22 protein-coding genes are annotated in these 25,081 nt (G+C 74.4%); 13 read left to right on the forward strand and 9 right to left on the reverse strand.

All coding sequences use genetic code 11. The annotated features are described in order from the left end of the window. The first annotated feature begins 211 nt into the window (after positions 1-211). From ABD385_RS24320 to ABD385_RS24335, 4 genes are all read left to right on the forward strand, one after another. Positions 212-2,506, forward strand: a complete 2,295-nt coding sequence (locus tag ABD385_RS24320; protein ID WP_344579727.1) for a protein kinase domain-containing protein — start codon at positions 212-214, stop codon at positions 2,504-2,506. A gap of 466 nt (positions 2,507-2,972) precedes the next feature. Beyond that, positions 2,973-3,965 (forward strand): dihydroxyacetone kinase subunit DhaK, encoded by a 993-nt coding sequence (gene dhaK / locus ABD385_RS24325; RefSeq protein WP_344579730.1) that lies wholly within the window; start codon positions 2,973-2,975, stop codon positions 3,963-3,965. A gap of 68 nt (positions 3,966-4,033) precedes the next feature. Next, the gene (dhaL, locus tag ABD385_RS24330) at positions 4,034-4,642 is read left to right on the forward strand and encodes a dihydroxyacetone kinase subunit DhaL (protein WP_344579732.1); all 609 of its coding nucleotides are present in this window, start codon (positions 4,034-4,036) and stop codon (positions 4,640-4,642) included. Further along, positions 4,639-5,052, forward strand: coding sequence for a PTS-dependent dihydroxyacetone kinase phosphotransferase subunit DhaM (locus tag ABD385_RS24335; RefSeq protein WP_344579735.1), 414 nt, complete (start codon positions 4,639-4,641; stop codon positions 5,050-5,052). The genes dhaL and ABD385_RS24335 overlap by 4 nt, the downstream gene beginning before the upstream one ends. Before the next feature lie 24 nt (positions 5,053-5,076). Here the strand turns inward: ABD385_RS24335 and ABD385_RS24340 are convergent, their stop codons facing one another. Further along, a complete protein-coding gene (locus ABD385_RS24340) occupies positions 5,077-5,895 on the reverse strand; it encodes an SAM-dependent methyltransferase (RefSeq protein ID WP_344579736.1) in 819 nt (272 codons plus the stop codon). 356 nt (positions 5,896-6,251) lie between these two features. Between ABD385_RS24340 and ABD385_RS24345 the strand changes: the two genes are divergently transcribed. Both ABD385_RS24345 and ABD385_RS24350 read left to right on the forward strand, forming a co-directional pair. Beyond that, positions 6,252-6,851: an RNA polymerase sigma factor gene (locus ABD385_RS24345; protein WP_344579738.1), complete on the forward strand. Its 600-nt coding sequence runs from the start codon at positions 6,252-6,254 to the stop codon at positions 6,849-6,851. A 37-nt stretch (positions 6,852-6,888) separates the two neighbouring features. Next, positions 6,889-7,674, forward strand: a complete 786-nt coding sequence (locus ABD385_RS24350) for a hypothetical protein (protein ID WP_344579740.1) — start codon at positions 6,889-6,891, stop codon at positions 7,672-7,674. Between the two features lie 36 nt (positions 7,675-7,710). On the opposite strand, the gene amaB is transcribed toward ABD385_RS24350, so the two are convergent. The 3 genes from amaB to ABD385_RS24365 are packed head-to-tail and all read right to left on the reverse strand — an operon-like array spanning position 7,711 to position 11,982. Then, positions 7,711-9,285 carry an L-piperidine-6-carboxylate dehydrogenase gene (gene amaB, locus ABD385_RS24355; RefSeq protein WP_344579743.1) on the reverse strand — a complete coding sequence of 525 codons (1,575 nt, stop codon included), beginning with the start codon at positions 9,283-9,285 and terminating at the stop codon, positions 7,711-7,713. A gap of 31 nt (positions 9,286-9,316) precedes the next feature. Continuing rightward, positions 9,317-10,750, reverse strand: coding sequence for a 2-oxoadipate dioxygenase/decarboxylase (hglS, locus tag ABD385_RS24360; RefSeq protein ID WP_425585461.1), 1,434 nt, complete (start codon positions 10,748-10,750; stop codon positions 9,317-9,319). A 26-nt stretch (positions 10,751-10,776) separates the two neighbouring features. Continuing rightward, positions 10,777-11,982 carry an NAD(P)/FAD-dependent oxidoreductase gene (locus ABD385_RS24365; protein ID WP_344579746.1) on the reverse strand — a complete coding sequence of 402 codons (1,206 nt, stop codon included), beginning with the start codon at positions 11,980-11,982 and terminating at the stop codon, positions 10,777-10,779. A 238-nt stretch (positions 11,983-12,220) separates the two neighbouring features. Here ABD385_RS24365 and ABD385_RS24370 point away from each other — a divergent pair, with 238 nt between their 5' ends. Continuing rightward, positions 12,221-13,195, forward strand: a complete 975-nt coding sequence (locus ABD385_RS24370) for a LysR substrate-binding domain-containing protein (protein WP_344579749.1) — start codon at positions 12,221-12,223, stop codon at positions 13,193-13,195. 94 nt (positions 13,196-13,289) lie between these two features. Here the strand turns inward: ABD385_RS24370 and ABD385_RS24375 are convergent, their stop codons facing one another. Next, the gene (locus ABD385_RS24375; protein WP_344579750.1) at positions 13,290-13,700 is read right to left on the reverse strand and encodes an STAS domain-containing protein; all 411 of its coding nucleotides are present in this window, start codon (positions 13,698-13,700) and stop codon (positions 13,290-13,292) included. 337 nt (positions 13,701-14,037) lie between these two features. On the opposite strand from ABD385_RS24375, the gene ABD385_RS24380 reads away from it, so the two are divergent. The 4 genes from ABD385_RS24380 to ABD385_RS24395 all read left to right on the forward strand — a co-directional run bounded on the left by ABD385_RS24380 (position 14,038) and on the right by ABD385_RS24395 (position 18,041). Continuing rightward, complete coding sequence (locus ABD385_RS24380) at positions 14,038-14,799, forward strand: DeoR/GlpR family DNA-binding transcription regulator (RefSeq protein ID WP_344579752.1); 762 nt, start codon at positions 14,038-14,040, stop codon at positions 14,797-14,799. A gap of 116 nt (positions 14,800-14,915) precedes the next feature. Continuing rightward, the gene (locus ABD385_RS24385; protein WP_344579753.1) at positions 14,916-16,301 is read left to right on the forward strand and encodes an ABC transporter substrate-binding protein; all 1,386 of its coding nucleotides are present in this window, start codon (positions 14,916-14,918) and stop codon (positions 16,299-16,301) included. Continuing rightward, a complete protein-coding gene (locus ABD385_RS24390; RefSeq protein ID WP_344579754.1) occupies positions 16,282-17,193 on the forward strand; it encodes a carbohydrate ABC transporter permease in 912 nt (303 codons plus the stop codon). Before ABD385_RS24385 ends, ABD385_RS24390 begins: the two co-directional genes overlap by 20 nt. Then, positions 17,190-18,041 carry a carbohydrate ABC transporter permease gene (locus ABD385_RS24395; protein ID WP_344579755.1) on the forward strand — a complete coding sequence of 284 codons (852 nt, stop codon included), beginning with the start codon at positions 17,190-17,192 and terminating at the stop codon, positions 18,039-18,041. The genes ABD385_RS24390 and ABD385_RS24395 overlap by 4 nt, the downstream gene beginning before the upstream one ends. A gap of 46 nt (positions 18,042-18,087) precedes the next feature. Here ABD385_RS24395 and ABD385_RS24400 read toward each other — a convergent pair whose 3' ends face one another. From ABD385_RS24400 to ABD385_RS24415, 4 genes are all read right to left on the reverse strand, one after another. Continuing rightward, complete coding sequence (locus ABD385_RS24400) at positions 18,088-18,576, reverse strand: NUDIX hydrolase (RefSeq protein WP_344579756.1); 489 nt, start codon at positions 18,574-18,576, stop codon at positions 18,088-18,090. 38 nt (positions 18,577-18,614) lie between these two features. Beyond that, entirely contained in the window at positions 18,615-20,150 is a 1,536-nt protein-coding gene (locus ABD385_RS24405) for an ATP-dependent DNA ligase (RefSeq protein WP_344579757.1), read from the reverse strand. Positions 20,151-20,246: 96 nt separating this feature from the next. Continuing rightward, on the reverse strand, positions 20,247-21,914 hold the full coding sequence (locus ABD385_RS24410; RefSeq protein ID WP_344579760.1) for an amidohydrolase: 1,668 nt from the start codon (positions 21,912-21,914) through the stop codon (positions 20,247-20,249). Between the two features lie 97 nt (positions 21,915-22,011). Beyond that, on the reverse strand, positions 22,012-23,472 hold the full coding sequence (locus ABD385_RS24415; protein WP_344579763.1) for a purine-cytosine permease family protein: 1,461 nt from the start codon (positions 23,470-23,472) through the stop codon (positions 22,012-22,014). A 158-nt stretch (positions 23,473-23,630) separates the two neighbouring features. Between ABD385_RS24415 and ABD385_RS24420 the strand changes: the two genes are divergently transcribed. Together ABD385_RS24420 and ABD385_RS24425 are read left to right on the forward strand one after the other, a co-directional pair. Beyond that, positions 23,631-24,236 (forward strand): TetR/AcrR family transcriptional regulator, encoded by a 606-nt coding sequence (locus ABD385_RS24420; RefSeq protein WP_344579765.1) that lies wholly within the window; start codon positions 23,631-23,633, stop codon positions 24,234-24,236. 112 nt (positions 24,237-24,348) lie between these two features. Then, on the forward strand, positions 24,349-25,062 hold the full coding sequence (locus ABD385_RS24425; protein ID WP_344579767.1) for a histone deacetylase: 714 nt from the start codon (positions 24,349-24,351) through the stop codon (positions 25,060-25,062). The last annotated feature ends 19 nt before the right edge of the window (positions 25,063-25,081 follow it).

Consider the following 25,081-nt stretch of genomic DNA (forward strand, 5'->3'; position numbering starts at 1 on the left):
GACGGTGGGGGAGGAATGCGCGCAGGGCCGGTGCGAGAGGGCCGGGCCTCCTCCCGGCGGGGCTTCGTCGGGTGCGGCACGGGGGCGGACCTGGGGTCCCTGTTCGTCACCCGCCGTGCTCTGCTGTACTGCCCTGCGGCTAGTTTGTGTGCAGGACAGGTACGCAGGCCCGTGGTGGCAGAGGTGCACAGGGAACGGGAGGTCGGGAAGAGTGTCGCTGCGCGGAGGTGATCCAGCCGAGATCGGCGGTTATCCGCTGGAGGCGCGGCTCGGCTCGGGTGGCATGGGCACGGTCTTCCTGGCCCGTACGAGTTCGGGGCGACCTGTCGCGATCAAACTGATCCACCCCCAGTTCGCGGCGGACGACGAGTTCCGCATCCGCTTCCGGCAGGAGGTGGCGGCGGCGCGGCGGGTGAGCGGCGCGTTCACCGCCGCCGTGGTCGACGCCGCCCCTGAGGCCGAGCAGCCGTGGATGGCGACGACCTACATCCAGGGGCACACCCTCGCCCGGCACATCGCCACGAAGGGCCCGCTGAGCGGAGCGGAGCTGAGGAGGCTCGCCATCGGGCTGGCGGAGGCGCTGCGGGACATCCACCGGGTGGGGGTCGTCCACCGTGACCTGAAGCCCGCCAACGTCGTGCTCTCGCCCGAGGGCCCCCGCGTCATCGACTTCGGCATCTCGCGCGCCGCGGACCAGCAGACGCTGACGATCACGGGGCGGGTCATCGGTACGCCGCCCTTCATGTCGCCGGAGCAGTTGCAGGCGCCGCGTGACGTGGGGCCGCGGTCCGACGTCTTCTCGCTGGGGACGCTGCTGGCGTACGCAGCGACGGGCCACGGGCCGTTCGACGCGGACAGCCCCTACATCGCCGCGTACCAGGTCGTGCACGAGGAGCCGTCGTTGGACGACGTGCCGGGGGCCTTGCGCACGGTCGTCGAGTCGTGCCTGGCCAAGGAGCCCGACGGGCGCCCCTCGGCGGACGAACTCCTCGTGCTGCTGCGGGACCTGCCGGCCGACCTCGGCCAGACCGACGCGAACGGAGTCGGCGCCGGCCGCACCCGCGACATCCTCACCCAACATCACCTCGCGACGCCGGCGACCCCGGCCCCGGCAGCCCCGGCAGCCCCGGCAGCCCCGGCAGCCCCGGCAGCCCCGACGCCGGCACCGTCGACCACCGCTCCGGCCGATCCCGATACGGGGAGCACCGACACCTCCGTCGGCCGCCGGCTGCGTCGCCGTTGGCGTCCCGTGCTCGCCGTCGCGGTCGCGGTGGCGGCGATCGGCGGCGGAGTCGCCGCCTTGACGGCGGGCGGCTTCGGGGGCAACGGCGGCGGCGCCAAGGGCAACAGCCCGGCGGCGGCGAGCGCCGCGCTGCCGGGCGGCTTCGCGCCGTGGCACGAGACCGTGCCCGGCGGACGCCCGGACATCCCCGACGAGCTGCGGTGCGTCGCGCACGGCGACGCGCTGTTCTGCGGGGGCGGCAGCGTCGTCGCGACCCGCATCCGGGCCGGGGACGGCTCGCGGGTGTGGACGGTGAAGAGCCCCGGCGTCCCCGTCGACGGCATGCATCTGGTGGGCGCCACCGACGACACGGTGCTCGGTTACCGCATCGCCGCCCAGGACGCCCCGCAGGATCCGCGCAACGCAGTGGTGGCCCTCGACGCGAACACCGGCCGCGAGTTGTGGTCCGTGGCGTCCGGCGCCCAGTCGCAGGCCGTAACGGGCCGGAGTCAGGACGCCGTCGTGATCGGCTCCGACGTCGTGACGGTCAACGCCGCCAACTCCCGCCTCGAAGCCCGCAACGCCCGCAGCGGTCACGTCACGTGGACGTCGCCCTTCCCCGCGGGGACGCAGTGCGCTCCCGTCCCAGTGGGCGCACAGCTCGTCGCGATGTGCGCGTCGACGGCGGAAGTGGACGCCTTGGAGGTGCGCCACCCCAGCCTGTACCCGGTCGACCGCGCCTCGGGGGCACTGGGCAGGCCCATCGCGGTCAACGGCCCCGCCGTGCCGATGGGCGTCGCCAACGGCCGGCTCGTACTCCTGCACCTCCACATGCAGGGACCGCAACTGGCCGGCTACGACGGGGTGGCGCGGGTCGACCTGGCCGCGCGGAAGGTCACCTCCTCCCGCCTGGCCAAGACCTACGCGGGCACGCCCGGCATGGCGGACGGCACCGTCTACGTGAGCGGGCAGATCGGTCTCATCACCGCGCTCGACCCCGCGACCGGCCGGCAGAAGTGGTCGCGGCAGACCGGCGTGGAGGGCGCGTCGGGTCCCGTTGCGGACGCCGACGCCCTGTATTTCAGCTCGGCCACCGGCCGGGTGGTCGCCCTGTCGCCGCACGACGGCAAGACCCTGTGGACGACGAATCCGCAGGCCGACGGTTTGACGGGCGGGTCGGGCGCCAGCCCGCGGGTGACGCTTGCGGGGCGTGCGGTGATCGTGGCCGCGGCCAAGAACACCCTCTTCGCCTTCGACGCGCAGCAGCCGCCGAAGGCGGGCTGACCCGGAACGAGCCCGCGCACGGCGGCGCGTGGGGAGGGGCGGGCGGCGCGACACCGGGGGCTGGTGGCGCGCCCCGCGTACGCCGTTCGAGTGGCCGGTGCGCCCGTTCCCGTGGGGCCGCGCACGGCCGGCGGGGTGTTGGTGGATCGCTTGGGGCTACGGAGCGCGCGTTCGGCGGGAGGGGCGGGCGTCGGTCCGCGGGCGCCCGTTGCGGTGGAGAAACCTCGTGGACAGCAGTGCAGGCGGCTCCTCGCGGCCCGATACTTGATCCGCCGGAGCAGTCACATGGGAAGGTCACCCGATTGGCTGAGTAGCCGTCAGGATAGTCGGCGTGTAGTCGGCGACAGTCTCGCCGGAAGCCGTCGTGCGGCGCCGCCGAACGCCCCGATCGAGAACAGCGAAACCAGATCTGACCTGCTAAGACACTGGCCATGGCCGTGCTTGTTAGGAACCCTGGAAGGTACCCATGAGGATGTTGATCAACGTCCCCGAGACCGTGGTGGCCGACGCCCTGCGGGGGATGGCCGCGGCGCACCCGGAACTGGTGGTGGACGTGGCGAACCGGGTGGTGGTGCGGCGGGACGCGCCGGTGGCCGGGAAGGTGGCGTTGCTCTCCGGTGGGGGCAGCGGTCACGAGCCGTTGCACGGGGGGTTCGTGGGGCCCGGGATGCTGGACGCGGCGTGTCCGGGCGAGGTGTTCACCTCGCCGGTGCCGGACCAGATGGTGCGGGCGGCGGCCGCGGTGGACTCCGGGAGCGGGGTGCTGTTCGTGGTGAAGAACTACACGGGCGACGTGCTGAATTTCCGGATGGCGGCGGAGCTGGCGGAGGACGAGGGGGTGCAGGTCGCCAGCGTGCTGGTCGACGACGACGTGGCGGTGCGCGACTCGACCTTCACCGCCGGGCGGCGCGGCACCGGCGCGACGCTGTTCGTGGAGAAGATCGCGGGGGCCGCGGCGGAGGAGGGCATGCCGCTGGAGCGGGTCGAGGCGGTGGCCCGACGGGTCGTGGCGTCGTCGCGGAGTTTCGGGGTGGCGCTGAGCGCCTGCTCGACGCCGGCCAAGGGCGGCCCGACCTTCGACCTGCCGCCCGGGGAGCTGGAGTTGGGGGTGGGCATCCACGGCGAGCCGGGGCGGGAGCGGCGGGCCATGATGACCGCGCACGAGATCGCGGACGTCGCGGTGGACGCCGTGCTGAGCGACCTCCAGCCGCAGTTGCCGGTGCTGGTCCTGGTGAACGGGATGGGGGCGACGCCGCTGCTGGAGCTGTACGGCTTCGGCGCGGAGGTGCGCCGGGTGCTCGACGAGCGCGGGGTGACGGTGGCCCGTACGTTGGTGGGGAACTACGTCACGTCACTGGACATGGCCGGGGCCTCGGTGACGTTGTGCCAGGTGGACGGGGAGCTGCTGCGGCTGTGGGACGCGCCGGTGGCGACGCCCGGGCTGCGGTGGGGACGGTAGCCGGTGGGGCGGCTGAGGACAGGACGGTAAAGGGTAGTTGGGTGTCGCTCGTGCAGAGGGGTGATGGTGTGGTGGACACGGCGCTTGACAGTGGGTTCTTCGTGCGGTGGATGGCCGCCGCGGCCGGTCTGGTCGACCGGGAGGCCGAGCGGCTCACCGAGCTGGACTCGGCGATCGGCGACGCCGATCACGGGGCCAACATGCAGCGGGGGTTCGCGGCCGTGGTGAAGGCGCTGGAGGCGGAGCCGCCCGGTACGCCGGGGGCCGTGCTGGTCGCCGCGGGGCGGCAGCTGATCTCGACCGTGGGGGGTGCGTCGGGGCCGCTGTACGGGACGCTGCTGCGACGGGCCGGGAAGGGCCTCGGCGAGGCGCCCCAGGTGACCGTGGCGGAGTTGCAGGCGGGTCTGCGGGCCGGGCTGGCGGCGGTGCGGGAGCTGGGGGGTGCCGCACCCGGCGACAAGACCATGATCGATGCGCTGGAGCCGGCGGTGGCCGCCCTGGACACGTCGCTGGCCGCCGCAGCCGAGGCGGCCGACGAGGGGGCACGAAGCACCGTGCCGATGCTCGCCCGCAAGGGGCGCGCGAGCTATCTGGGGGAACGCAGCGTCGGTCACCAGGACCCGGGCGCGACGAGTTCGGCGCTGCTGTTCGCGGCCCTCGCGGAGGTGGCGCGGTGAACGGCCCGGACGCCCTGGTGGGCGTGGTGCTGGTGTCGCACAGCAAGGCCGTCGCGGAGGCGGTCGTGGAGCTGACGACGGGGCTGGCCGGCGGGGGCACCAAGGCGCCGGTGGCGGCGGCCGGCGGGACGCCGGACGGCGGGCTGGGCACCAGCTCCGCGCTGATCGCGGCGGCGGCGCGGAAGGTGGACCGCGGCGCGGGGGTGGCGCTGCTGGTGGACCTCGGCAGCGCGGTGCTGACGGTGAAGGCGATGATCGCGGACGGCGACGAACTCCCGACGGGTGCCCTGCTGGTGGACGCGCCGTTCGTCGAGGGTGCGGTGGCCGCCGTGGTCAGCGCCTCGGCCGGGGCGGACCTGGCGGCGGTGGCGACGGCCGCCGAGGAGGCGTACGGCTACCGCAAGGAGTGAGCGCCCGGCCCCGGGGACGCGCGGTCAGGGTTTGCGGGCGACCGCGGCGTAGCAGGCGGCCTCGGCGTCGGTGACGTGCGTGGCGTCCTCGGGGCGGTCGGGGCGCCACTGGTGCGAGAGGGTGACGCCGGGGTCGAGCAGTTCCCAGCCGTCGAAGAAGCGCAGGAACTCGGCACGGGTGCGGAACTGCAGCTCGGTGCCGGCGTCGCGGTAGATCCCGATGATCCGCGCCATGGTCTCCGGGCTGTAGTCCGGGGTGGCGTGGGTCATGGCGAGCGTGCTGCCGCTGGGGAGGGCGGCCTTGAGGGTCTCCACGACGCCGTGCGCCCGGTCCTGGCCGTCGTCGGTGACGAAGTGCATCAGGGCGTTGAGGCTCAGCGCCACCGGCCGGGTCAGGTCGAGGGTGGTGCGGAGCGAGGGGGCGGTCAGGATGCCGGCGGGGTCGGTGACGTCGGCCGGTACGTAGGCGGTGCGGCCCTCGGGGGTGCCGCGCAGCAGGGCCGCGGCGTGCGCGAGGACGATGGGGTCGTTGTCGGTGTAGACGATGCGGGCGTCGGGGGTGGCGTGCTGGGCGATCTCGTGGAGGTTCGGCGGGGTGGGGATGCCGGTGCCGATGTCGAGGAACTGGCGCAGGCCGGCGGCGGCCAGGTGCCGGGTGGCCCGCTGCATGAACTCGCGGTTGATGCGCGCCGCGACCAGGGCGGCGGGGAAGACGCCGAGCACCCGGCCGGCGGCCATCCGGTCGGCCAGGAAGTTGGTCTTGCCGCCCAGGAGGTAGTCGTAGATGCGGGCCGAGTGCGCCCGGTCCAACTGCAGGTCCACCACGGGCTCGTGGTCGTTCATCGCGCGCCGCCTCCCCTGATGCGTCACCGACCGGTCGCCCGCCGGTGGGAGCGCCGTCGTGCAGAGCACTGCCCGGTGCGCGGGCGTTCATGCGCCGGGCCGGTTCCGTGCGCCGGGTGTCCGAACCGTGCGCCGGGGCGCCGATGGTCGCTCGGTGCACGTCGGTGCGCGGGTTCTGATCGTTCCCGGTCGTGAGTAGTCATACGAATACGGAGCGCAGGATTATTTGTCGTCCGGTGCCACAAATCAGCGAGGTTTCCTGTTGATTGGAGGGTGAGGGCAAACCGCCCTCCCGGCGCGGGCCCCGTACCCGGTGGTGTCGCGGCGGTGCACGGCGAACGGAACGAGGACGGCGCGTGAGCACACACCGGGACCGACTTCTGCCGGCCAGCAGGCCGGACCGTGTTGCCCTGGCGGAAATAGCCGTTCCACAGGAATCGGGCGATCAGTTGGCGCTCACCTTCCAGGCGTTCCTGGCGACCCACGCCCGGAAGTGGCTGGCCTACGCCTATCTGCACACCGGCAGCGAGGACGCCGCCCGCGACGTGACCTCGGCGGCGTACGGACGGCTCAGTCAGATGTGGCCGCACGCGCTGCGGCAGGCGTCGGTGGAGGCCTACGCCTGGTCGCTGCTCAAGGAACAGGTCATGGAGTGGCTCTACGACCGGCGGCAGCCGATCGCGCTCACCGGGACCGCCGCCTTCGCCGTCGTCACCCACGCCCTGTTACGCGAGTGCCAGCAGCAGTTCGCCATGTTGGAGAGCCAGTTGGGGCTCTACGCGGCGATCTCGCGGCTGCCGGAGCGGCAGTGCGACGTCATCGTGCTCCGGCACGTCGTCGGGTACCGCGACGGGGAGATCGCCGCGCTGCTCGGGGTGGACGAGGTCACCGTGCGCTCGTACGCGAGCCGGGGCAAGCGGAAGCTGGCCGCCGCGCTCGGCATCGATCAGGGATAGCCGGCCGGGTGGCCGGACAGCTCGACAGGAGTCGAACATGGGGGAACGGAACATGACGAGGGCGTATCCGGACGCGGGCGAACGGCGCGAGACCGTCGAGACGTTGCTCAGCGCCGCGGCGGCGGTGGCCGGGATCGGCGGCCTGGCGGACTTCGGGGCGCTGGACGACGCGGGGGCGCTCGACGGGTTGGGCTGCCTGGCGCCGTCCGCGGCGCCCGGGCGGGGGGCGGAGGCGCCGCCCGCTGTGGTGCCGCCGGCCCGGCCCGGGCGGGCCGCACCGAGCGGGTATCCCACCGCTCGGGACGAGGCCACCCAGGAACTCCAGTTGGCGTGCGCGCTGGTGGTCAACGCGGCGGCGGCCGCGGCGAGCCTGGAGCGGCTGGTGGACGACCACCACATCGACCCCGAGGGCGCGTTGGTCTTCGGGTGCCTGCTGCACATCACCGGGCGGTCCGCGGCGGCGCACTTCTGGTGGCACTTCGGCGCCGGGGCCGGCAGCCGGACCGCGGCGTACTGCCTGTACCTCGCGCACCGCCGGGACGGCGAGTTCCGGGACGCCTCCTACTGGCGCGAGCAGGCCGCGCACGCACCCGACGAGGAGCCCCGGGCGGTGGCGGCGTTCGACGAGAAGCAGCTGCTGCCGGACGAGGCCCGGCACAACCTGCTCGTGCAGTGGCACAGCGGCCTGGCGCCGACGCTGCCGACCGCGCTGGAGAACGTGATCAACCGACTGGTGGTGGAGGGGGACGACGAGGACTTCGGCGCCATCCCCCGACCGTCGCCGACGCTGGTGGCGGACCTGGGACGGGCGGCGCTGCACTGATGGCCCGATCGCAAGGCCGCCTCAACACAGCGGGATTCAGAGGAAGTTGACGCCCTGGGCCAGGGGGAGGTCGGTGGAGTAGTTGACGGTGTTGGTGGCCCGGCGCATGTAGGAGCGCCAGGCGTCGGAGCCGGACTCCCGGCCGCCGCCGGTGTCCTTCTCGCCGCCGAACGCGCCGCCGATCTCCGCCCCCGAGGTGCCGATGTTGACGTTGGCGATGCCGCAGTCGGAGCCGTCGGCGGCCAGGAACCGTTCGGCTTCCCGCTGGTCGCGGGTGAAGATGCTGGAGGACAGGCCCTGCGGGACGCCGTTCTGCAGGGCGATGGCCTGTTCCAGGGTCCGGTAGGTCAGGACGTAGAGGATCGGGGCGAAGGTCTCGGTGCGGACGACGGCGGTCTGGTCGGGCATCCGGACGAGGGCGGGCCGGACGTAGGCGGCGTCGGGGGCCTCGTCGGCGAAGCGGCGGTCGCCGCCGGTGACGACGGTGCCGCCGTCGCGGCGGGCGGCGGCCAGCGCCTCGGTCATCGCGCCGTGCGCGGCGGTGCTGATCAGGGGGCCGACGAGGGTGTCCGGGTGGTACGGGTCGCCGAGCGGGAGCTGCGCGTAGGCGTGCGCGAGGCGTTCGACGAGCGGGGCGGCGAGGTCCTCGTGGACGATCAGCCGGCGCAGGGTGGTGCAGCGCTGGCCCGCGGTGCCGGCGGCGGCGAAGACCACACCGCGGACGGTCAGGTCGAGGTCGGCGGAGGGGGTGACGACGGCGGCGTTGTTGCCGCCGAGTTCCAGCAGGCAGCGGCCGAAGCGGGCGGCGACCCGCGGCGCCACCTGCCGTCCCATCCGCACCGAGCCGGTGGCGCTGACCAGGGCCACCCGGGGGTCGTCGGCGAGCAGTTCGCCGTGTTCCGGTCCGCCGAGCAGCAGGTGGTGGACGCCGGGCGGGGCGCCGGTGTCGGCGGCGGCGCGGGCCAGCAGGGCGGTGCAGGCGAGCGCGGTGAGCGGGGTGAGTTCGGACGGCTTCCAGACCACCGGGTCGCCGCAGACCAGGGCGATGGCGGCGTTCCAGGACCACACGGCGACGGGGAAGTTGAAGGCGGAGATCACCCCGGCGACGCCGAGCGGGTGCCAGCTCTCGGAGAGCCGGTGGCCGGGGCGTTCGCCGGCGATGGTCCGGCCGTAGAGCTGGCGGGAGAGGCCGACCGCGAAGTCGCAGACGTCGATCATCTCGCGGACCTCGCCGAGCGCCTCGGAGCGGATCTTGCCGGCTTCGAGGGTGACCAGGTCGGCGAGGTCCTCCTGGTGGGCGGTGAGCAGTTCGCCGAGCCGCTTGACCAGGGCGCCGCGGACCGGGGCGGGGACCGTGCGCCAGGTGCGGAAGGTGCGGTGGGCGTCGGCGAGGGCGGCCTCGGCCTGCTCGGGGGTGGTGGCGGGCAGGTGGGCGAGGACGGCGCCGGTGAGCGGGGTGCGGGCGGCGACCGTGGCGCCGGTGCCGGGGTCCCGGGCCAGGTGGGCGTCGAGGCCGGCCGCGCCGCAGCGGCGCAGCGCGGTGCCGGCGCGGGTCCGCAGGGCGTCGGTGTCGGGGAGGGCGAGGGCGGCGGGGTGGGCGCGGACGGTCATCGGTGACTCCTCGTGGGGTGGGCCGGGGTGGCTAGGCGTCGGTCGAGGCGGTGGGGGCCGGGGCGGGCAGGGCGCGCAGGGCCTCGTCGGCGCCCAGGGCGGTCAGTGCGGCGCGCAGCGAGCGGTCCTGCTGTGCGGCGTAGCCGGCGAACGGGTCGTGCACCGGGCGGCCGAGGGCTTCGGCGAGGCGGTGGGCGTCGAAGGGGGTGCCGTCGCGGTGCGGGTCGCGGGTGCCGTCGCCGGTGAGGTTGGAGCGGAAGATGCCGGCGGCGGAGCGGGGCAGGAAGTCCTCGTAGACGAGCGGGTGGGCGGTGAGCCAGCCGTCGGCGAGCAGGGCGGCTCGGTCGGCGGGCGGGCGGCGGCCGTCGCGGGGGCGGTCGGCCACCGGGCGGTAGGTGAAGAACGCCAGCCGTTCGGCGTGGAGTTGGGCCTCGGTGCGGGGGAAGTCCCGTTCCCACAGGGTGCGGGCGGTCGCCTGGCGTTCGGCGTCGGGGCGGCCGGCGGTGCGGCGGTCGGTCTCGGCCGTGAGGGCGTCGTAGCGGGCCCGGCCGGTGCGGGTCAGGGCGATGCCGCGGGCCTCGACCTCGCCGAAGCGCACCCGCAGCGCGCCGCGGGTGAGCCGGCCGTCGGGGTCGCGGAAGGTGCGGGGTTCGGCCAGCGCGCGGAAGGAGGTCTGGCGCAGCAACACGTCGGGGCCGGCCCAGCGCGGCGGGCCCTGGATGCGGTCGATCATGGTGATGCCGCGCTCCTCCATCCGCCGGTAGAGGGCGTCGATGTCCAGGACGCGCGGGGTGAGGTGGTTGACGTGGGTGGTGGTGACCCCGCCGATGTCGGCGGCGACCGCGGAGATCCGTTCCAGTTCGGCGTACCAGGCGCGGTCGACGGGCTCGGTGGAGAGGGTGAACGCGTCGACGGCGAGGGTCAGGAAGCGTTCCGCGGCCGCTTCGTCGAGGCCGTGCTCGCGCTCCGCCCGTGCGGCGAGGTCGAGGAGTTCGGGTGGGAAGAGCCGGCGGCGGGCGAGGAAGGCGGTCAGTCGGGACTCCAGGTCGGCGTCGAAGAAGCGGCGGTCGCCGGTGGTGAGGAGGGAGGTGAAGACCCGGAAGGGGTTGCGGTCGAGTTCGGTGGCGTCCAGGGGGCGGAAGGCGGTGGAGACGACGGGGACCGCGCCGACGTCGCCGTCGCGGAGGTCGTAGAAGCCCACCGGGTGCATGCCGAGCGCGGCGAACACCTGCCCGGCCTGGCGGAGTTCGGTGGGGGTGCCGACGCGGATGGCGCCGTGGCGTTCGGCGGTGACCCGGTCGAGGCTGCCGAGCCGGCCGGCGTCCGGGTCGCGGCCGGCGACCTCGTCGTTGATCTGCCCGGTGACCTCCAACAGGGTGGTGTAGGCCGGGACTTCGGTGCCGTACATGGCGGAGAGCCGGCGGGCGAACGCGGCGCGCAGCCGCCAGGTGGGGGTCAGGGCCATGGGTCGTGCCTTCCGGGGCGGTCGGGTCAGATGATGTGGGCTTCGGGGCGGACGGCGCGGTGGTCGTCGAAGCGGGTGGCGGCGAGCGGGCCGACGTCGAGGAAGGGCTCGCGGCGCAGGTACAGGTCGCGGACGAGCTCGCCGACGGCGGGTGCCTGGAGGAAGCCGTGGCCGGAGAAGCCGGTGGCGTAGAGGAAGCGGCCGGGGTGCGGGGCCTCGCCGATGAGGGCGTTGCGGTCCGGGGTCATCTCGTAGAGGCCGGCCCAGCCGCCGGTGATCGGCACCCGCGCGAGGTCCGGGACCCGGCGGGCCGCGGCGGCGCGGAACGGGGTCAGCCATTCTTGGCTGAACTCCCTTGCATAGCCCGGCTGTTGGTCCGGATCGGACAGGCCGACGAGCAGGCCGTCGGCGCCGTCGTTGTGGAAGTAGAGGGTGGAGGCGTAGTCGAGGGTGAAGGGGATGCGGGGCGGGCGGGGGCGCAAGGGGCCGGTGAAGGCGATCTGGCGGCGCAGCGGGGTGACCGGCAGGGTGACGCCGGCCAGTGCGCCGACGGCGGCGGACCAGGCGCCGGCGCAACAGATCACGGTGGGGGTGCGGACGGTGCCGTGCGGGGTGCGGACCGCCGTCAGCCGGCCGTCGACGGTGTCGATGGCGGTGACCGGGCAGCGGGTGCGGACGGTGGCGCCGAGCCGGCGGGCCGCGCGGAGGTAGCCGGTGACGGCGGCCTTGGGCGTCGCGTAGCCGTCGGTGGGCGAGAAGGCGGCGGCGACCAGGGTGCGGGGGTCGACGTAGGGGCACAGGTCCTGGGCGGCGCGCGGGGTGATCAGGCGGCTGGGCACCCCGTGGGCGTGCTGGACCTCGACGCCCGCGGCGAAGGTGTCCCGTTCGGCTTCGTCGCCGAGGAGGAAGAGGTAGCCGACGGAGTGCAGGGCGATGTCGGCGCCCGGGCGACGGGCGAAGTCCCGCCAGGCGTCCAGGCTGCGCCGACCGAGCCGGATGTTGAGCGGGTCGGAGAACTGGGCGCGGACCCCGCCCAGGGGTTTGCCGGACGAGCCGGAGGCCGGCAGGTCGCGTTCGAGCAGCAGCACCCGGCCGGCGTCCGCCTCGGCCAGGTGGAAGGCGATGCTGGCGCCGATCACCCCGCCGCCGACGACCACGACGTCGGCGGCCTCGGGGAGCGGGGCGGGCTGCGGGTCGGGGACTGGGTGGGCCAGGGCCGTGGGGTGGGCCATCGGGGCCGCCTTCCCGTCGTCACGTGGTCGCGTCGGCACGCCGCGCCGGGGGCACGTCGTCGTGTGGGCCGGCCGCCACGGGGCAGGGCCGGCCGCGGGGCCGGTGCTCTTCGATGGTGACGGCCGGGCGGGCGCCCGTCCATGCAGAGTCGCTGGAGGTGATCTGTGAGGAGCCGTGCAGGTCCGGGGGTTTGACGGGACGCGGGTGGTGCGCCGGGCCGGTGGGTAGGGTCCGGCCGTGGAATTGCCCGGGGTGCAGCTCAGGACGCTGCTGGAGCTGACCCGGAGCCGCACCATGACCGCGGCGGCCGCGGCGCTGGGCTACACGCCGGGGGCGGTCTCCCAACACATCGCGGCGCTGGAGCGGACCACCGGTGCCGAACTGGTGCGGCGGGCCGGGCGGCGGGTGGAGCTGACGGATGCCGGGCGGGTCCTGGCGGTGCACGCCGAGCGGATCCTGGGCGCCCAGGCCGAGGCGGTGGCGGCCCTGGAGCGGGCCCGGGGCGAGGTCGGCGGGCGGCTGCGGCTGGGGGTGTTCGGGACCGCGGCGGCGGTGCTGCTGCCGCCGGCGCTGCGCCGGTTGGCGGCCCGGCACCCCGGAGTGCGGGTGGCGAGCCGCGAGGTGGACGTGGACCAGGCGTACGCGGAGGTGCTGGCCGGCCGGGTGGACCTGGCGCTGGGCCTGGACTATCCGGACGCGCCGCTGGACCGCGACGGGGCGGTGGAATTGGTGCGGCTGCGGTCGGAGCGGTTCGCGCTGGCGGTGCCGGCGGGGCGGGTGCCGCGGGCGGCGGACCGGCGGCCGGTGTCCCTGGCGGCGGCCCACGACTGGATCCTGCCGGCGGCCGGCTCGTACTACGGGCGGGCGATCCGGACCGCGTGCCGCCGGGCCGGCGGCGAACCGCGGGTGGTGCACGAGGTCACGGACACCGCGACGTCGCTGGCGATGGTCGGGGCGGGGCTGGGGGTGGCGCCGCTGACCGGGCTGATGCTGCGGCTGCGGTCGGAGGGGATCGTGGCGGTGCCGCTGCGGGAGACGGTCGAGCGGCACGTCGTGGTCGCGGTCGGCTCGGCGGCGCGGGGCCGGCCGTCGGTGGCCGCGCTGATCGCGGCGCTGCGGGCGGGGGCGGAGGGGGAGGCGGGTGCGGCGGCGGACGGGGCGGCGGGGCGGCCGGGGGCGGGCGGTGCGACGTCCGGGTCGGGTGCCGGGTGAGGGGAACGTCACACGCAGGAGTTCAGACCGGCGGGTCGGCGGCGGGTCGCTCGCAGGCGTGACCCCTCCCCCACACGGCCCAGCCGGCCGCGCTTCAGCCCGCGGTGGCGTCGTCCGCGGGCGGCGGCCAGGTCGGGCGGCTGTCGACCGGGACGGCGGCCAGGGCGTGGCCGACCGTCGGGTAGCAGGAGAAGACCCCCATCGACTGCGTGCCGACCAGGAGCTTGAGCATCCGGACGCCCAGGGACGCGAGCAGCAGCCGGCCCTCCAGGCGGCGGCAGAGCCATTCCAGGGCGAGCAGGCAGCTCAGGCCCCGGGAGTCGCAGAACCGCAGGGCGGTCAGGTCGAGCACGAGGAACCGGTGTCCGGCCGAGACGATGGACCGCGCCTCGGCGAGGAACGCCTGCTCGGTGCGGAGGTCGAGCTCTCCGCTGACCCGCAGCACCGCGCACTCGTCCTCCTGGACGAGTGCGGTGACCGCCAACGACCGCATCTCCGAGCTCATGCCGTCCAGCCTAAGCGCCGCCGTACCCCGCACCACCGGGGTGCCACCGGCGCACACCGGCGGGCCCGGGCGGCCGCCGCGGGCGCGCGCACGGCCGGGAACGGGCCCGGCACCGGGTCGGCACCCCGGAGAACGGCGTCCGCAAGCGAACAGAAACGGGCAGCATTGGTGCCGTTGCGGGCAGCCGCGGGCGATTGATCTGTTGCTATAAACCTGGCTGCGGGCAGAAACGGGCAGCACCGTGACCGAACGGAAAGCGATCGGTGCGGATCGTGCCCGAACGGAAGACGGCGGACGAAGCGCGGCGGGTGGATTCCCGCCGGGGCAGGAGAGAGCCATGAGGGCCGAGGAACGCCAGAGCCGCCTCCTGGTGCTCGCCCGGCAGTCCGGACGCGTCGAGGTCGCCGAGGCCGCGGCGGAGTTCCAGGTGGCCCGCGAGACCGTGCGGCGCGATCTGCGGGAGCTGGAGCGCCGGGGACTGGTCCGGCGCACGCACGGCGCGGCCTACCCGGTGGAGAGCGCCGGGTACGAGACGACGTTGGCGCGGCGGGAGACCCAACAGGTGCCGGAGAAGCGGCGGATCGCGGCGGCCGCGGCGGAGCTGGTCGGCGAGGCGGAGACGGTCTTCGTCGACGAGGGGTACACCCCCGAGCTGGTCGCGATGCTGCTGCCGACGGACCGGCCGCTGACCGTGCTGACCGCGTCGCTGCGCACCGCCTCGCTGGTGGCGGCGTCCGACAGCACGACGGTGCTGCTGGCCGGCGGCCGGGTGCGGGCCGGGACCCAGGCGACGGTCGGGCCGTGGTGCCGGGACATGCTCGCCGGTTTCGTGGTGGACCTGGCGTTCGTCGGCGCCAACGGGATCTCCCGGGAGCACGGGTTGACCACGCCCGATCCGGCGGTCGCCGACGTGAAGGCGCAGGCGGTGCGCTCGTCCCGGCGGCGGGTGCTGGTCGGCGTGCACAGCAAGTTCGGGGCCAGCAGCTTCTGCCGGTTCGCCGGGATCGGCGACCTGGACGTGATCGTCACCGACACCGGGCTCTCCGCGCCGGAGGCGCACCGCTACTCCCTCCTGGGGCCGCAGGTGCTCCGGGTCTGATCCGCCCGGCCGGCACCGCCGTCGACCCACCACCCGCACCCAACTGACATGCCCATGTCCGTTCATGCACATGCCCGTACCCCCACGGGCCGAGTCACCTTGGAAAGGCAGGAGCCGTGCGAGCACGATCCCCCGGAGCCGTCGGCGGCGCGGGCCGCCACGGGCGCTGGCTGGCCGCCCTCGTGGCGGCCCTGTCGCTGGCCACCGCCGGCTGCTACCGCGGCGCCGGCGGCACCGGCGACGACGGGCCGCGCACCCTCAACGTGTTGATGGTGAACAACCCGCAGATGGTGGACCTGCAACGGCTCACCGCCGAGCACTTCACCAAGGAGACCGGCATCCGGGTCCACTTCACCGTGCTGCCGGAGGACGACCTCCGCGACAAGATGAGCCAGGACTTCTCCAGCCAGGCCGGACAGTACGACGTGGCCAGCCTCAGCAACTACGAGACGCCCCTCTACGCCCGCAACGGCTGGCTCACCCCGCTGGGGCAACGGGCCGCGAAGGACCGGGAGTTCGACCAGAAGGACCTGCTCACCCCGGTGCGCTCCTCGCTCACCGCAGCCGACGGCGAGGTCTACGCGGAGCCGTTCTACGGCGAGTCGTCGTTCCTGATGTACCGCAAGGACCTCTTCGAGGCCGCCGGACTGACCATGCCCGCCCACCCCACGTGGACCCAAGTCGCCTCCATGGCAGCCAAGTTGGACGGTTCCCGGAAGGGCCTGAAGGGCATCTGCCTGCGCGGGCAGCCCGGCTGGGGGCAGTTGACGGCGCCGCTGACGACGGTGGTCAACACCTTCGGCGGGACGTGGTTCGACAAGGACTGGCGGGCCCGCGTGGACTCCCCCGAGTTCGCCAGGGCGGCCCGGTTCTACGTCGGACTGCTGCGCGCGCACGGGGAGCCCGGCGCGCCGCAGGCCGGCTACACCGAGTGCCTCAACGACATGCAGCAGGGCAAGGTCGCCATGTGGTACGACGCGACCGCGGGGGCCGGTTCGCTGGAGAGCGCGGACTCGCCGGTCGCCGGTCGGATCGGGTACGCGCCGGCGCCGGTCGAGCGGACCGCCAGCGCGGGGTGGCTCTACACCTGGGCCTGGGGCATCCAGAAGGCCAGCACGCACCAGGAGGCCGCCTGGGAGTTCGTCCGCTGGGCGTCCGGGAAGGCGTACGAGGAGTTGGCGGGGCGGGAACTGGGCTGGTCGCGGGTGCCCGCCGGGAAGCGGGCCTCGCTCTACCGCGACCCGGACTACCTGAAGGAGGCCGGGGCGTTCGCCGCGGCGACCGAGCGGGCGATCACCTCAGCCCGGCCCGACGACCCGGGGGTGCAGCCGCGGCCGGCGCCCGGAATCCAGTTCGTCGGCATACCGGAGTTCTCGGACCTGGGCACCAAGGTCTCGCAGGAGATCAGCGCGGCGATCGCCGGCAAGCAGAGCGTGGACGACGCGCTGCGGGCCGGCCAGCGACTGGCGCGGGAGGTGTCCGATGCGTACACCGGTCGCTGAGCGGGCCAAGGGCTGGGCCCGGCGCGCCCCGCTGCTGCCCGCACTGGTCTTCCTGATCGTGGTCACCCAACTGCCGTTCGTGGTCACGGTGGTGATCTCGTTCATGCGGTGGAACGCGCTGGCGCCCGACCACCGCGGGTTCGCCGCCTTCGCCAACTACCGGGCGGTGGTCACCGATCCGGCGCTGCGCTCGTCGGTGGGCACGACGGTGCTGCTGACGGTGACGGTGGTGCTGGTCAGCCTGGTGTTGGGGCTGGGGCTGGCGCTGCTGCTGGACCGGAGCTTCCGCGGCCGGGGCGTCGTCCGCACCCTGCTGATCACCCCGTTCCTGGTGGTGCCGGTGGCCGCCGCACTGCTGTGGAAGCACGCCCTCTACAACGCCTCGTACGGACTGTTCAACGGGGTGCTGACCTGGCTGTGGCACCTGTTCGGGGCCGGCGACCCGCCGCAGCCGGACTGGATGACCGACTCGCCGCTCCTGGCGGTCGAGCTGTCGCTGGTCTGGCAGTGGACCCCGTTCATGATGCTGATCCTGCTGGCGGGGTTGCAGAGCCGGCCGGCGGACGCGGTGGAGGCGGCCCGGATGGACGGCGCCTCGACCTTCGACGTCTTCCGCCACCTCACCCTGCCGCACCTGCGGCGCTACCTGGAACTGGCGGCGCTGCTGGGGACGGTGTACGTCGTACAGAACTTCGACGCGGTGTTCACCCTCACCTCGGGCGGGCTGGGCACCGCCAACCTGCCGTACACCATCTACCAGACCTTCTACCAGGCCCATGACTACGGCCGGGCGTCCGCGCAGGGCGTCGTGGTGGTGCTCTGCTCACTGCTGGTGGCGAACTTCGCCCTGCGCACCGTGTCGTCCCTGCTGCGCGAGGAGATCACCCGATGACGCGAGGAGACCGCAGGGACGGACGGCGGATGCGCGGGGCGGCACTGGGCCTGCTGGCCTGGGCGTGCGGGATCGCCTTCTTCCTGCCGGTGGCGTGGATGGTGCTGACCTCCTTCCACCGCGAGCCGGACGCCGCGACCAACCCGCCGAGCCTGCTGGCGCCGCTCACCCTGCACGGCTACCGGGAGTTCTTCGGGGCCGGCGGCGCGGGGGTGAGTCCCTGGCCGCCGCTGCTCAACTCCCTGACGGCCTCGGTGGCTTCGACGCTGCTGGTGCTGGCGCTGGCGGTGCCGGCGGCGTACGCGCTGGCCATCCGGCCGGTGCGCAAGTGGCGGGACGTGCTGTTCTTCTTCCTCTCCACGAAGATGCTGCCGCTGGTGGCGGGCCTGCTGCCGGTCTACCTGGTCGCGCAGAACACCCGGATGCTGGACAGCATCTGGCTGCTGGTCATCCTCTACACCTCGATGAACCTGCCGATCGCGGTGTGGATGATGCGGTCGTTCCTGGCCGAGGTGCCGGTGGAGATCCTGGAGGCGGCGTCGATCGACGGGGCGGGGCTGCCCACCACACTGCTGCGGATCGTGGGGCCGGTCGCCCTGCCGGGCATCGCCGCGACCGCGCTGATCTCGTTCATCTTCAGCTGGAACGAGCTGCTGTTCGCGCGGGTGCTGACCGGCATCGTGGCCGGCACCTCGCCGGTGTTCCTGACCGGGCTGGTCACGAGCCAGGGGCTGTTCCTGGCGAAGGTGTGCGCGGCGGCCACCGTGGTGTCGCTGCCGGTGCTGGTCGCCGGGTTCGCCGCGCAGGACAAGCTGGTGCAGGGGCTCTCGCTGGGCGCGGTGAAGTGACCTGACCGCACCGGCCGGCCCCCGCTCGCCGGGCCGGCCGGTGCGGTCAGCCGGCGTCGTCGGCCCCGTCGGCCAACGCGTGGGCGAGCCGGTCCAGGAACTCCCGCTGCGCGGTGACCAGCCGTGCGCGCGCCTGCCGCGGGGTGCACCACGCCACCCGGTCGACCTCCGGGAAGCTGCGGAGCGTCCCGGAGCCGCGCGGCCACTCCAACGCGAAGGTGCCGGGCGTGATCGCCGCCGGGTCGAGGTCGGCCGCGACGGCCCAGACCGTCACCACCTTCCCGCCGGACTGGCGGACGTCCCCCAGCAGCACGTACCGCCCGTCCGGTGGCGGCAGCCCCAGTTCCTCGGTGAACTCCCGGCGGGCGGCGGCCAGCGGCTCCTCCGGCGGCACGTACTCGCCCTTGGGCACCGACCAGGCGCCGGCGTCCCGGCGGGCCCACAGCGGGCCGCCCATGTGCGCCAGCAGCACCTCGGTGCCGCCGTCCGCGCCGCTGCGGTGCAGCAGCAGTCCGGCGCTGCGTTTGCCTGCCATCCGCTGCGGTGCTCCCTTCCCGCCGGCGTGGGTGCGGGTCATCCGTGCGCGGCGCGCACGGTGTCGAGGGTGTCGGCCTCCGCGGCCGTCTTGTCGTCCCGGTAGCGCACCACGCGGGCGAACCGCAGGGTGACTCCGGCCGGGTAGCGGGACGAGGTCTGCAGCCCGTCGTAGGCGATCTCCACGACGAGTTCCGGGCGGACCGTCACCACGTGCCCGTCGTCCGCGACCGCCAGTTCCCGAAGCCGTGCGGTCTGCCAGGTGAGGGTGGCGTCAGTGAGCCCCTTGAAGGTCTTGCCCAGCATGACGAACCCGCCGTCCGCGGCCCGCGCCCCCAGGTGCAGGTTGGAGAGCTTGCCGGTGCGGCGGCCGTGGCCCCACTCCGCCGCCAGCACCACCAGGTCCAGGGTGTGCACGGGCTTGACCTTCAGCCAGGCGGCGCCGCGGCGACCGGCGCCGTAGGGCGCGTCGAGGGCCTTCACCACGACGCCCTCGTGGCCGCGCTCCAGGGTGCGGTCGAAGAACTCCGCGGCGGCGGCGCGCGCCCCGGCGTCGTCCGGGTCCGCCACCACGCAGCGCCGCACCCGCGCCGCCTCGGGCACGAGCGCGGCGAGTGCCGCGTGCCGCTGCTCGCCCGGGAGGTCCAACAGCGCGCGTTCGTCGAGCGCGAGCAGGTCGAAGAAGACCGGGGTCAGCGGCAGGGCGGCCCGGGCCGCGGCGACGTCCGTGCGGGAGCCGAAGCGGCCGGCGACCCGCTGGAACGGGACCGGGCGCCCGTCCGGCCCCAGGGCGATCACCTCGCCGTCGAGGATGCAGCGCGCGGCGGGCAGCGCCCGGACGAGGGCCACGACCTCGGGCAGCCGGTCGGTGACCTCGTCCAGGGTGCGGGTGTGGATCCGCACGTCGGAGCCGTCCCGGTGCACCTGGACCCGGATGCCGTCGAGCTTCTCCTCCACGGCGCAGCGGCCGAGCCGGTCGATCGCCTCGGCCACCGAGGCGGCGGTCTGCGCGAGCATCGGTCCGACCGGCCGGCCGACGGTGAGCCGGAAGTCGGCCAACGCCGGCGGCCCCTCCGAGAGCAGCGCCCGGGCGACGTCCGGGAGCGAGCCGGCCAGCATCACGGCGCGCCGGACCGCGTCCGGGGCCGCGCCGGTGGCGGCGGCGAGCCCTTCGACGGCGAGCGCGTCCAGGGCGCCCTGGCGGACCTCGCCGGTCAGCAGCCCGTGCAGGAAGCGCTGCTCCTCGGCGGTGGCGGCGGCGAACAGCTCCCCTACCAGGCACCGCCGCTCGGCCTGGGCGCCGGGGCCGGCCACCCGGGCCAGCGCGGTCAGTGCCCCGTCCGCGGCGCGGACGGTGAGGGTGGCCCGGTCGGCGGGGGGCGGCGGATCGCGCAGGGCGCTCCAGCCGATGCCGATCCTGCCCTGGGGCAGCCGCCCGGCCAGGTAGGGGATGACCACCGGGGCGTCCTCGGGGGCGGCGGCGCGGAACAGCTCGGCCAGCAGCGCCGTCTTCCGCGAGCGGGCCGTGGTGGCGGCGACCTCCGCGGACACCCGGGCGACGGCGGCGAGCAGCATGGGGCCATCGTGCCCCCGTGCCGGCGCCGCCGCCCCCGGACCGCCCCCATTTCGAACGTCCGACCGATTACGGGGTCGGGTGTCCGCCGCCGGCGGTCACCGCCCGCTCTCGTGGACGATCTCGCCGCCGACCACGACGGTCTCCGCGACCGTGCCGGGGATGTCCTCGGGTGCGGCCCGGAGGATGTCCCGGGACAGCACCACGAAGTCGGCGAGCTTGCCGACGGTCAGCGAACCCCGTTCCTCCTCCAGGAAGTTGGCGTACGCGGAGCCCATGGTGTAGGCGTGCACGGCGGTCTCGACGCTCACCGTCTCCTCGGGCTGCCAGGCCACGCCGCCGCCCAGCGGCTGCCGGGTGAGGGCGGTGTAGATGCCGATCATGGGGTCCATCTCGGCGACGTTCCAGTCGCTGGAGAAGGCCAGTACGGCACCGGCGGAGTGCAGGCTGCGCATCGGCCACGCCTTGTGCCAGCGCTCCGGACCGACGTTCTCAGCCCAGTCCTGGCCGGGGCCGGCGATCTCCGGGGCGCAGTGCCGGGGCTGCATGCAGGCGACCACGCCCAGCTCGGCGAAGCGCGCGGTGTCCGCCGGGTCCAGGCACTCGACGTGCACGACCTGGTGGCGGGCGTCGCGCGGGCCGTTGGCCGTCCGGGCGGCCTCGACGGCGTCCAGGACGGTGCGGATGCCGCGGTCGCCGGTGGCGTGCACGAAGCACTGGAAGCCGCGCGCGTCCAGCTTGACCAGCAACTCGCCGAATTCGGCGGCCGGGTAGAAGGTCTCGCCGCGGTGGTGGCCGCAGCCGGCGTAGGGCTCCAGGAGGGCCGCGGTGCGGGGTTCGACGACGTCGTCGATGTAGAGCTTGAGCGGGCCGACCCGCAGCCGGTCGTCGGCGAAGCGGCCGGCCGCGGCGGCGAAGTCGTCCAGGTCGGCGTCGGTGGTGCCGCGCGGGTGGAAGAGCGCCGCGACGATCCGGGAACGGAGTCGGCCCTCGGCCCGGGCGCGCTCGAAGAGGGACAGGTCGTCGAGGGAGTTCTGGGGTTCCACGACGGTGGTGATGCCGAACCGGACGGCGTCGTCGAGGCTCTTGGCGAGCCGCCCGTACTGGCGGTCGGCGCCGGCCCACGGGACGCCGAGTTCCTTGAGGGCGCGGTGGCCGTCGCGGGAGAGGCCCTTGACCGCGAAGTCCTTGACGAATCCGGTGGGTTCGCCGGTTTCCGGGTCGGTCTCGGCCTCGCCGAACGGCAGGCTGGTGTGGTCCCGGTCGATGCCCAGGCGGCGCAGTGCCGCGGTGTTCAACCAGGCGGTGTGCACGTCGTAACTGAGGACGAAGGCGGGGGTGTCGCCGGTGGCCGGGTCGAGGTCGGTGGCGCGCGGCATCCGGCCGTCGGGGATCGCGGAGTAGTCGAACGCCTCGGCCTCGATCCACTCGGCGTCGGGGTGCGCGGCGTGCCACGTGCGGATCTCGTGGTGGATGGCGTCCAGGGTGCGGACGCCGGCGAGTTGGACGCAGGCGTCGTCGGAACCGAGCCGGACGTGGTTGTGGGCGTCGATGAAGCCGGGCAGCACCAGTTTGCCGCCGGCGTCGAGCACCATGGTGTCGGGGCCGGTCCAGTGGGCGGCGTCGGCGTCCGCGCCGAGCCAGGCGATCCGGCCGTCGCGCACGGCGAGGGCCTCGGCCGCCGGCAGCTCCGGGTCGACGGTGTGGATGCGGGCGCCGGTGAGGACCAGGTCGGCGGGGCCGGTCGGGGCGGTGGTACGGGACATCGCGGGGTCTCCTGGGTCGTGCGGTGGTACGGGAGGTTCGGATGGTCGGGAGGGGCCGGGCGGGGCGCCGGTGACGGGGCGGGGCGGGGCGGGCGGGTCAGGCGGCCGGGGTGGTGGCGGCGACCGTGCGCCGGGCGAGCGCCCAGTAGACGAGGCCGGAGACGACGGCACCGAGGAGGGTGAGGTCGGCGCCGTCCAACGGGGCGACCAGCGGGCCGGTCCACAGTTCGGAGTGGCAGGTCAGCGCGGCGAAGGCCATGCCGGTCAGGAGGGCCACCATGCCCGGCGCGTGGTACCCGGCGCGGTACCAGTACCGGCCGGCCGGGCCGGCGTGCAGGGACCCGGTGTCGTAGCGGCAACGGCGCATCAGCATGTCGGCCAGGAAGACGCCGCCCCAGGGGGCGAAGACGATGATCAGCAGCGAGAGGAAGGAGAGCAGCGACTCGGTGAAGTCGGTGAAGAACAGGGCGCCCAGCGCGCCGAGCGCGGTGACGGCGGCGCTGATCAGGATCGCCTTGGAGCGGCTCCAGGGGATGCCGAGGACCTGGAGGTTCAGGCTGGACGAGTAGAGGGTGATGATCGAGTTGGTGACCGAGCCGAGCAGCACCAGGGCCAGGAAGGCGGCCTGGAACCACCCCGGGAGCAGCTTCTCCGTGCCGGCCACCGCGTCGGTCATCTCGGTGCGGGTCGCCGCCGCCGCGCCGATCACCCCGAGCGCCACCGAGGAGACGAAGCCGCCGAGGGCGCCGTACCAGGTCAGCGAGCGCAGCGAGGTGGACTGCGGCAGGTAGCGGGTGTAGTCGGCGGGCATCGGCACGTACGAGATGGGGCCGGCCAGCATCACCACGAACGCCAGGCTCCAGCCCGCGGCGCCGGCCGGGCCGCCGGGGGCGTCGACGTGCGCCCCGGGCAGCACCAGGACCAGCAGCGCGGCGAAGCCGACGGCCAGCACGTAGGCCATCCAGCGTTCGGCGAACTGGACGGTGGCGTGCCCCCACATCGCCACCACGAAGGTCAGGGCGAGGGTGATCAGCAGCGCGAGGGCACGGGCCGCGGCGCCGCCCTGCCAGCCCACATCGACGAAGAAGGCTTCCAGGGCGAGCGTGCCGACGACCGTGTTGACGATGGTGTAGCCGATGCTCACCACCCAATTGAGCAGGCCGGCCGGCCAGTTGCCGCGGACGCCGAAGGCGGCGCGGGAGATCACCAGGGTGGCGGTGCCGGTGCGGATGCCGCTCAGGCCGGCGGCGCTGATCACGAAGAAGGCCAGTCCGCCGAGCACGATGACGCCGGTGGCCTGCCAGAAGGAGAGCCCGAAGGAGACCGCGAGCGCACCGTTGATCACGTAGGTGAAGGTGAGGTTGGAGCCGAACCAGAGCCAGAAGACGTCGCGGGCGCTGCCGTGCCGCTCGTCGTCCGGGATCGGGTCGATGCCGTGGGTCTCGACCTTGAAGACCTCGTCGCTCTCCCGTTGGGCACCGACCGTACGGCGCTGACCTGCGGTTCCGTCGGGATCGGCGGTGTCGATGCCCCCGGTGTCCGGCTGCTGCTGTGCCATCGCGCCTGCCCTTCCGTGCCCCTACAGATCTTGAATGCCGTTCTAAGTTCTAGAACGGCATTCAAGATGTGCGACCGCTCCCCCGGTCGTCAAGACCCCTGCACGAATTCGCCGATAGGGTCGACCGGAGAGGGCACCACGAGCGAAGGGCACCACGGGTGGGACGGGCGGCACGACGGCGCGACGGGCACATCGCCCAGGAGCGCATGCTGGACGAGGCGATGGCGGCCATCGCCGAGAACGGACTGGCCGCGCTCACCATGTCGGCCCTCGCCGAGCGGCTGGGCACCAGCGGCGGCCACATCCTGTACTACTTCGGCAGCAAGGACCTGCTGCTGCTGGAGGCGCTCCGGTGGAGCGAGGCGGCGCTCGCCGAGGAGCGCACGGCACTGCTGGCGCGGCGACTGACCGCACAGCGCAAGCTCGACCTCTTCCTGGAGCTCTACCTGCCGCGCGGACCGCGCGACGCACGCTGGATGCTGTGGATCGAACTGTGGGCCCGCACCCCCTCCAACGAGGAGCTGCACCGCGCACAGGAGGAGATGGACCAGGGATGGCAGGACGATCTGGCCACGCTGCTCGCCAAGGGGGTGGCGCGGGGCCGCTTCGCCCCCATGGACACCACCGCGCGGGCCGGTGAACTCCTTGCACTGCTCGACGGGTTGAGCACCCGGGTCGTCCTCGGACAGCGCGGCACGGACCACGACCGGGCCCTGACCGTGGCCCGTTCGGCGGCCCGCCGACTGATCGGCCAGCCCGAGTGACCTGGGCGGGTCGCACGGCCCGCCCGAAGGCACCACCGACGACACCACCCAGCCGGCCGCACCCCGCGCATTCCCCGACGGCCGGGGCGCCCGGCGGCGGTACCGTGGAGGGGTGACCGCGCCCCGCGCCCCCGAACCCCTCGGCGCCGACGAGAGCCCCTCCCGCCCGCCCGCCGTCACGCACGTCTGGTACGCCGCGTACGGCTCGAACACCCACCCGGAGCGGTTCCGGCACTACCTCACCGGGGGCCGCCCGCCGGGCGGACGACGGGAGTTCCCCGGTTGCCGCGACCCCCGCCCGCCCCGGCGCAGCACCCCGCTCCTGCTGCGCGGCCGGCTCTACTTCGCCACCGAATCGGCGGTGTGGACCGGCGGCCGCGCCTTCTACGACCCCGACGCCGACGGCGAACTCCCCGCCCTGGCCTATCTCCTGACGATCTCTCAGTTCTCGGACGTCGCGGCCCAGGAGATGTACCGCACCCCGGACGCGGACCTCGACCTGACGGGCGTTCTCGCCCACGGCCGCGACCGGCTCGGCCCCGGCCGCTACGAGACGCTGGTCTGCGCCGGTCGGCTCGACGGCCACCCGGTGCTGACCTTCACGGCGCCCTGGCGCAGCACCGAGGTCCCCCCGAACCCGCCGTCCGCCGCCTACCTGCGGCACGTCGCGGCGGGCATCAGCGGCGCGCACGGCTGGAGCCCGCACCGGACCGCGACCCATCTCGCCGCGTGCCCGGGGGTGCACCCGCGGTGGTCGGTCCCGGCCATCGCGGAGCTGCTGGCACCGCCGGAACGCCCCGGCCCCGTCCCGCCGGGGCCGCCCTGACTTGCGGAACGACCTCGGA

The sequence above is a fragment of the Streptomyces lunalinharesii genome (genome assembly GCF_039532155.1).
Classification (GTDB): Bacteria; Actinomycetota; Actinomycetes; order Streptomycetales; family Streptomycetaceae; genus Streptomyces; species Streptomyces lunalinharesii.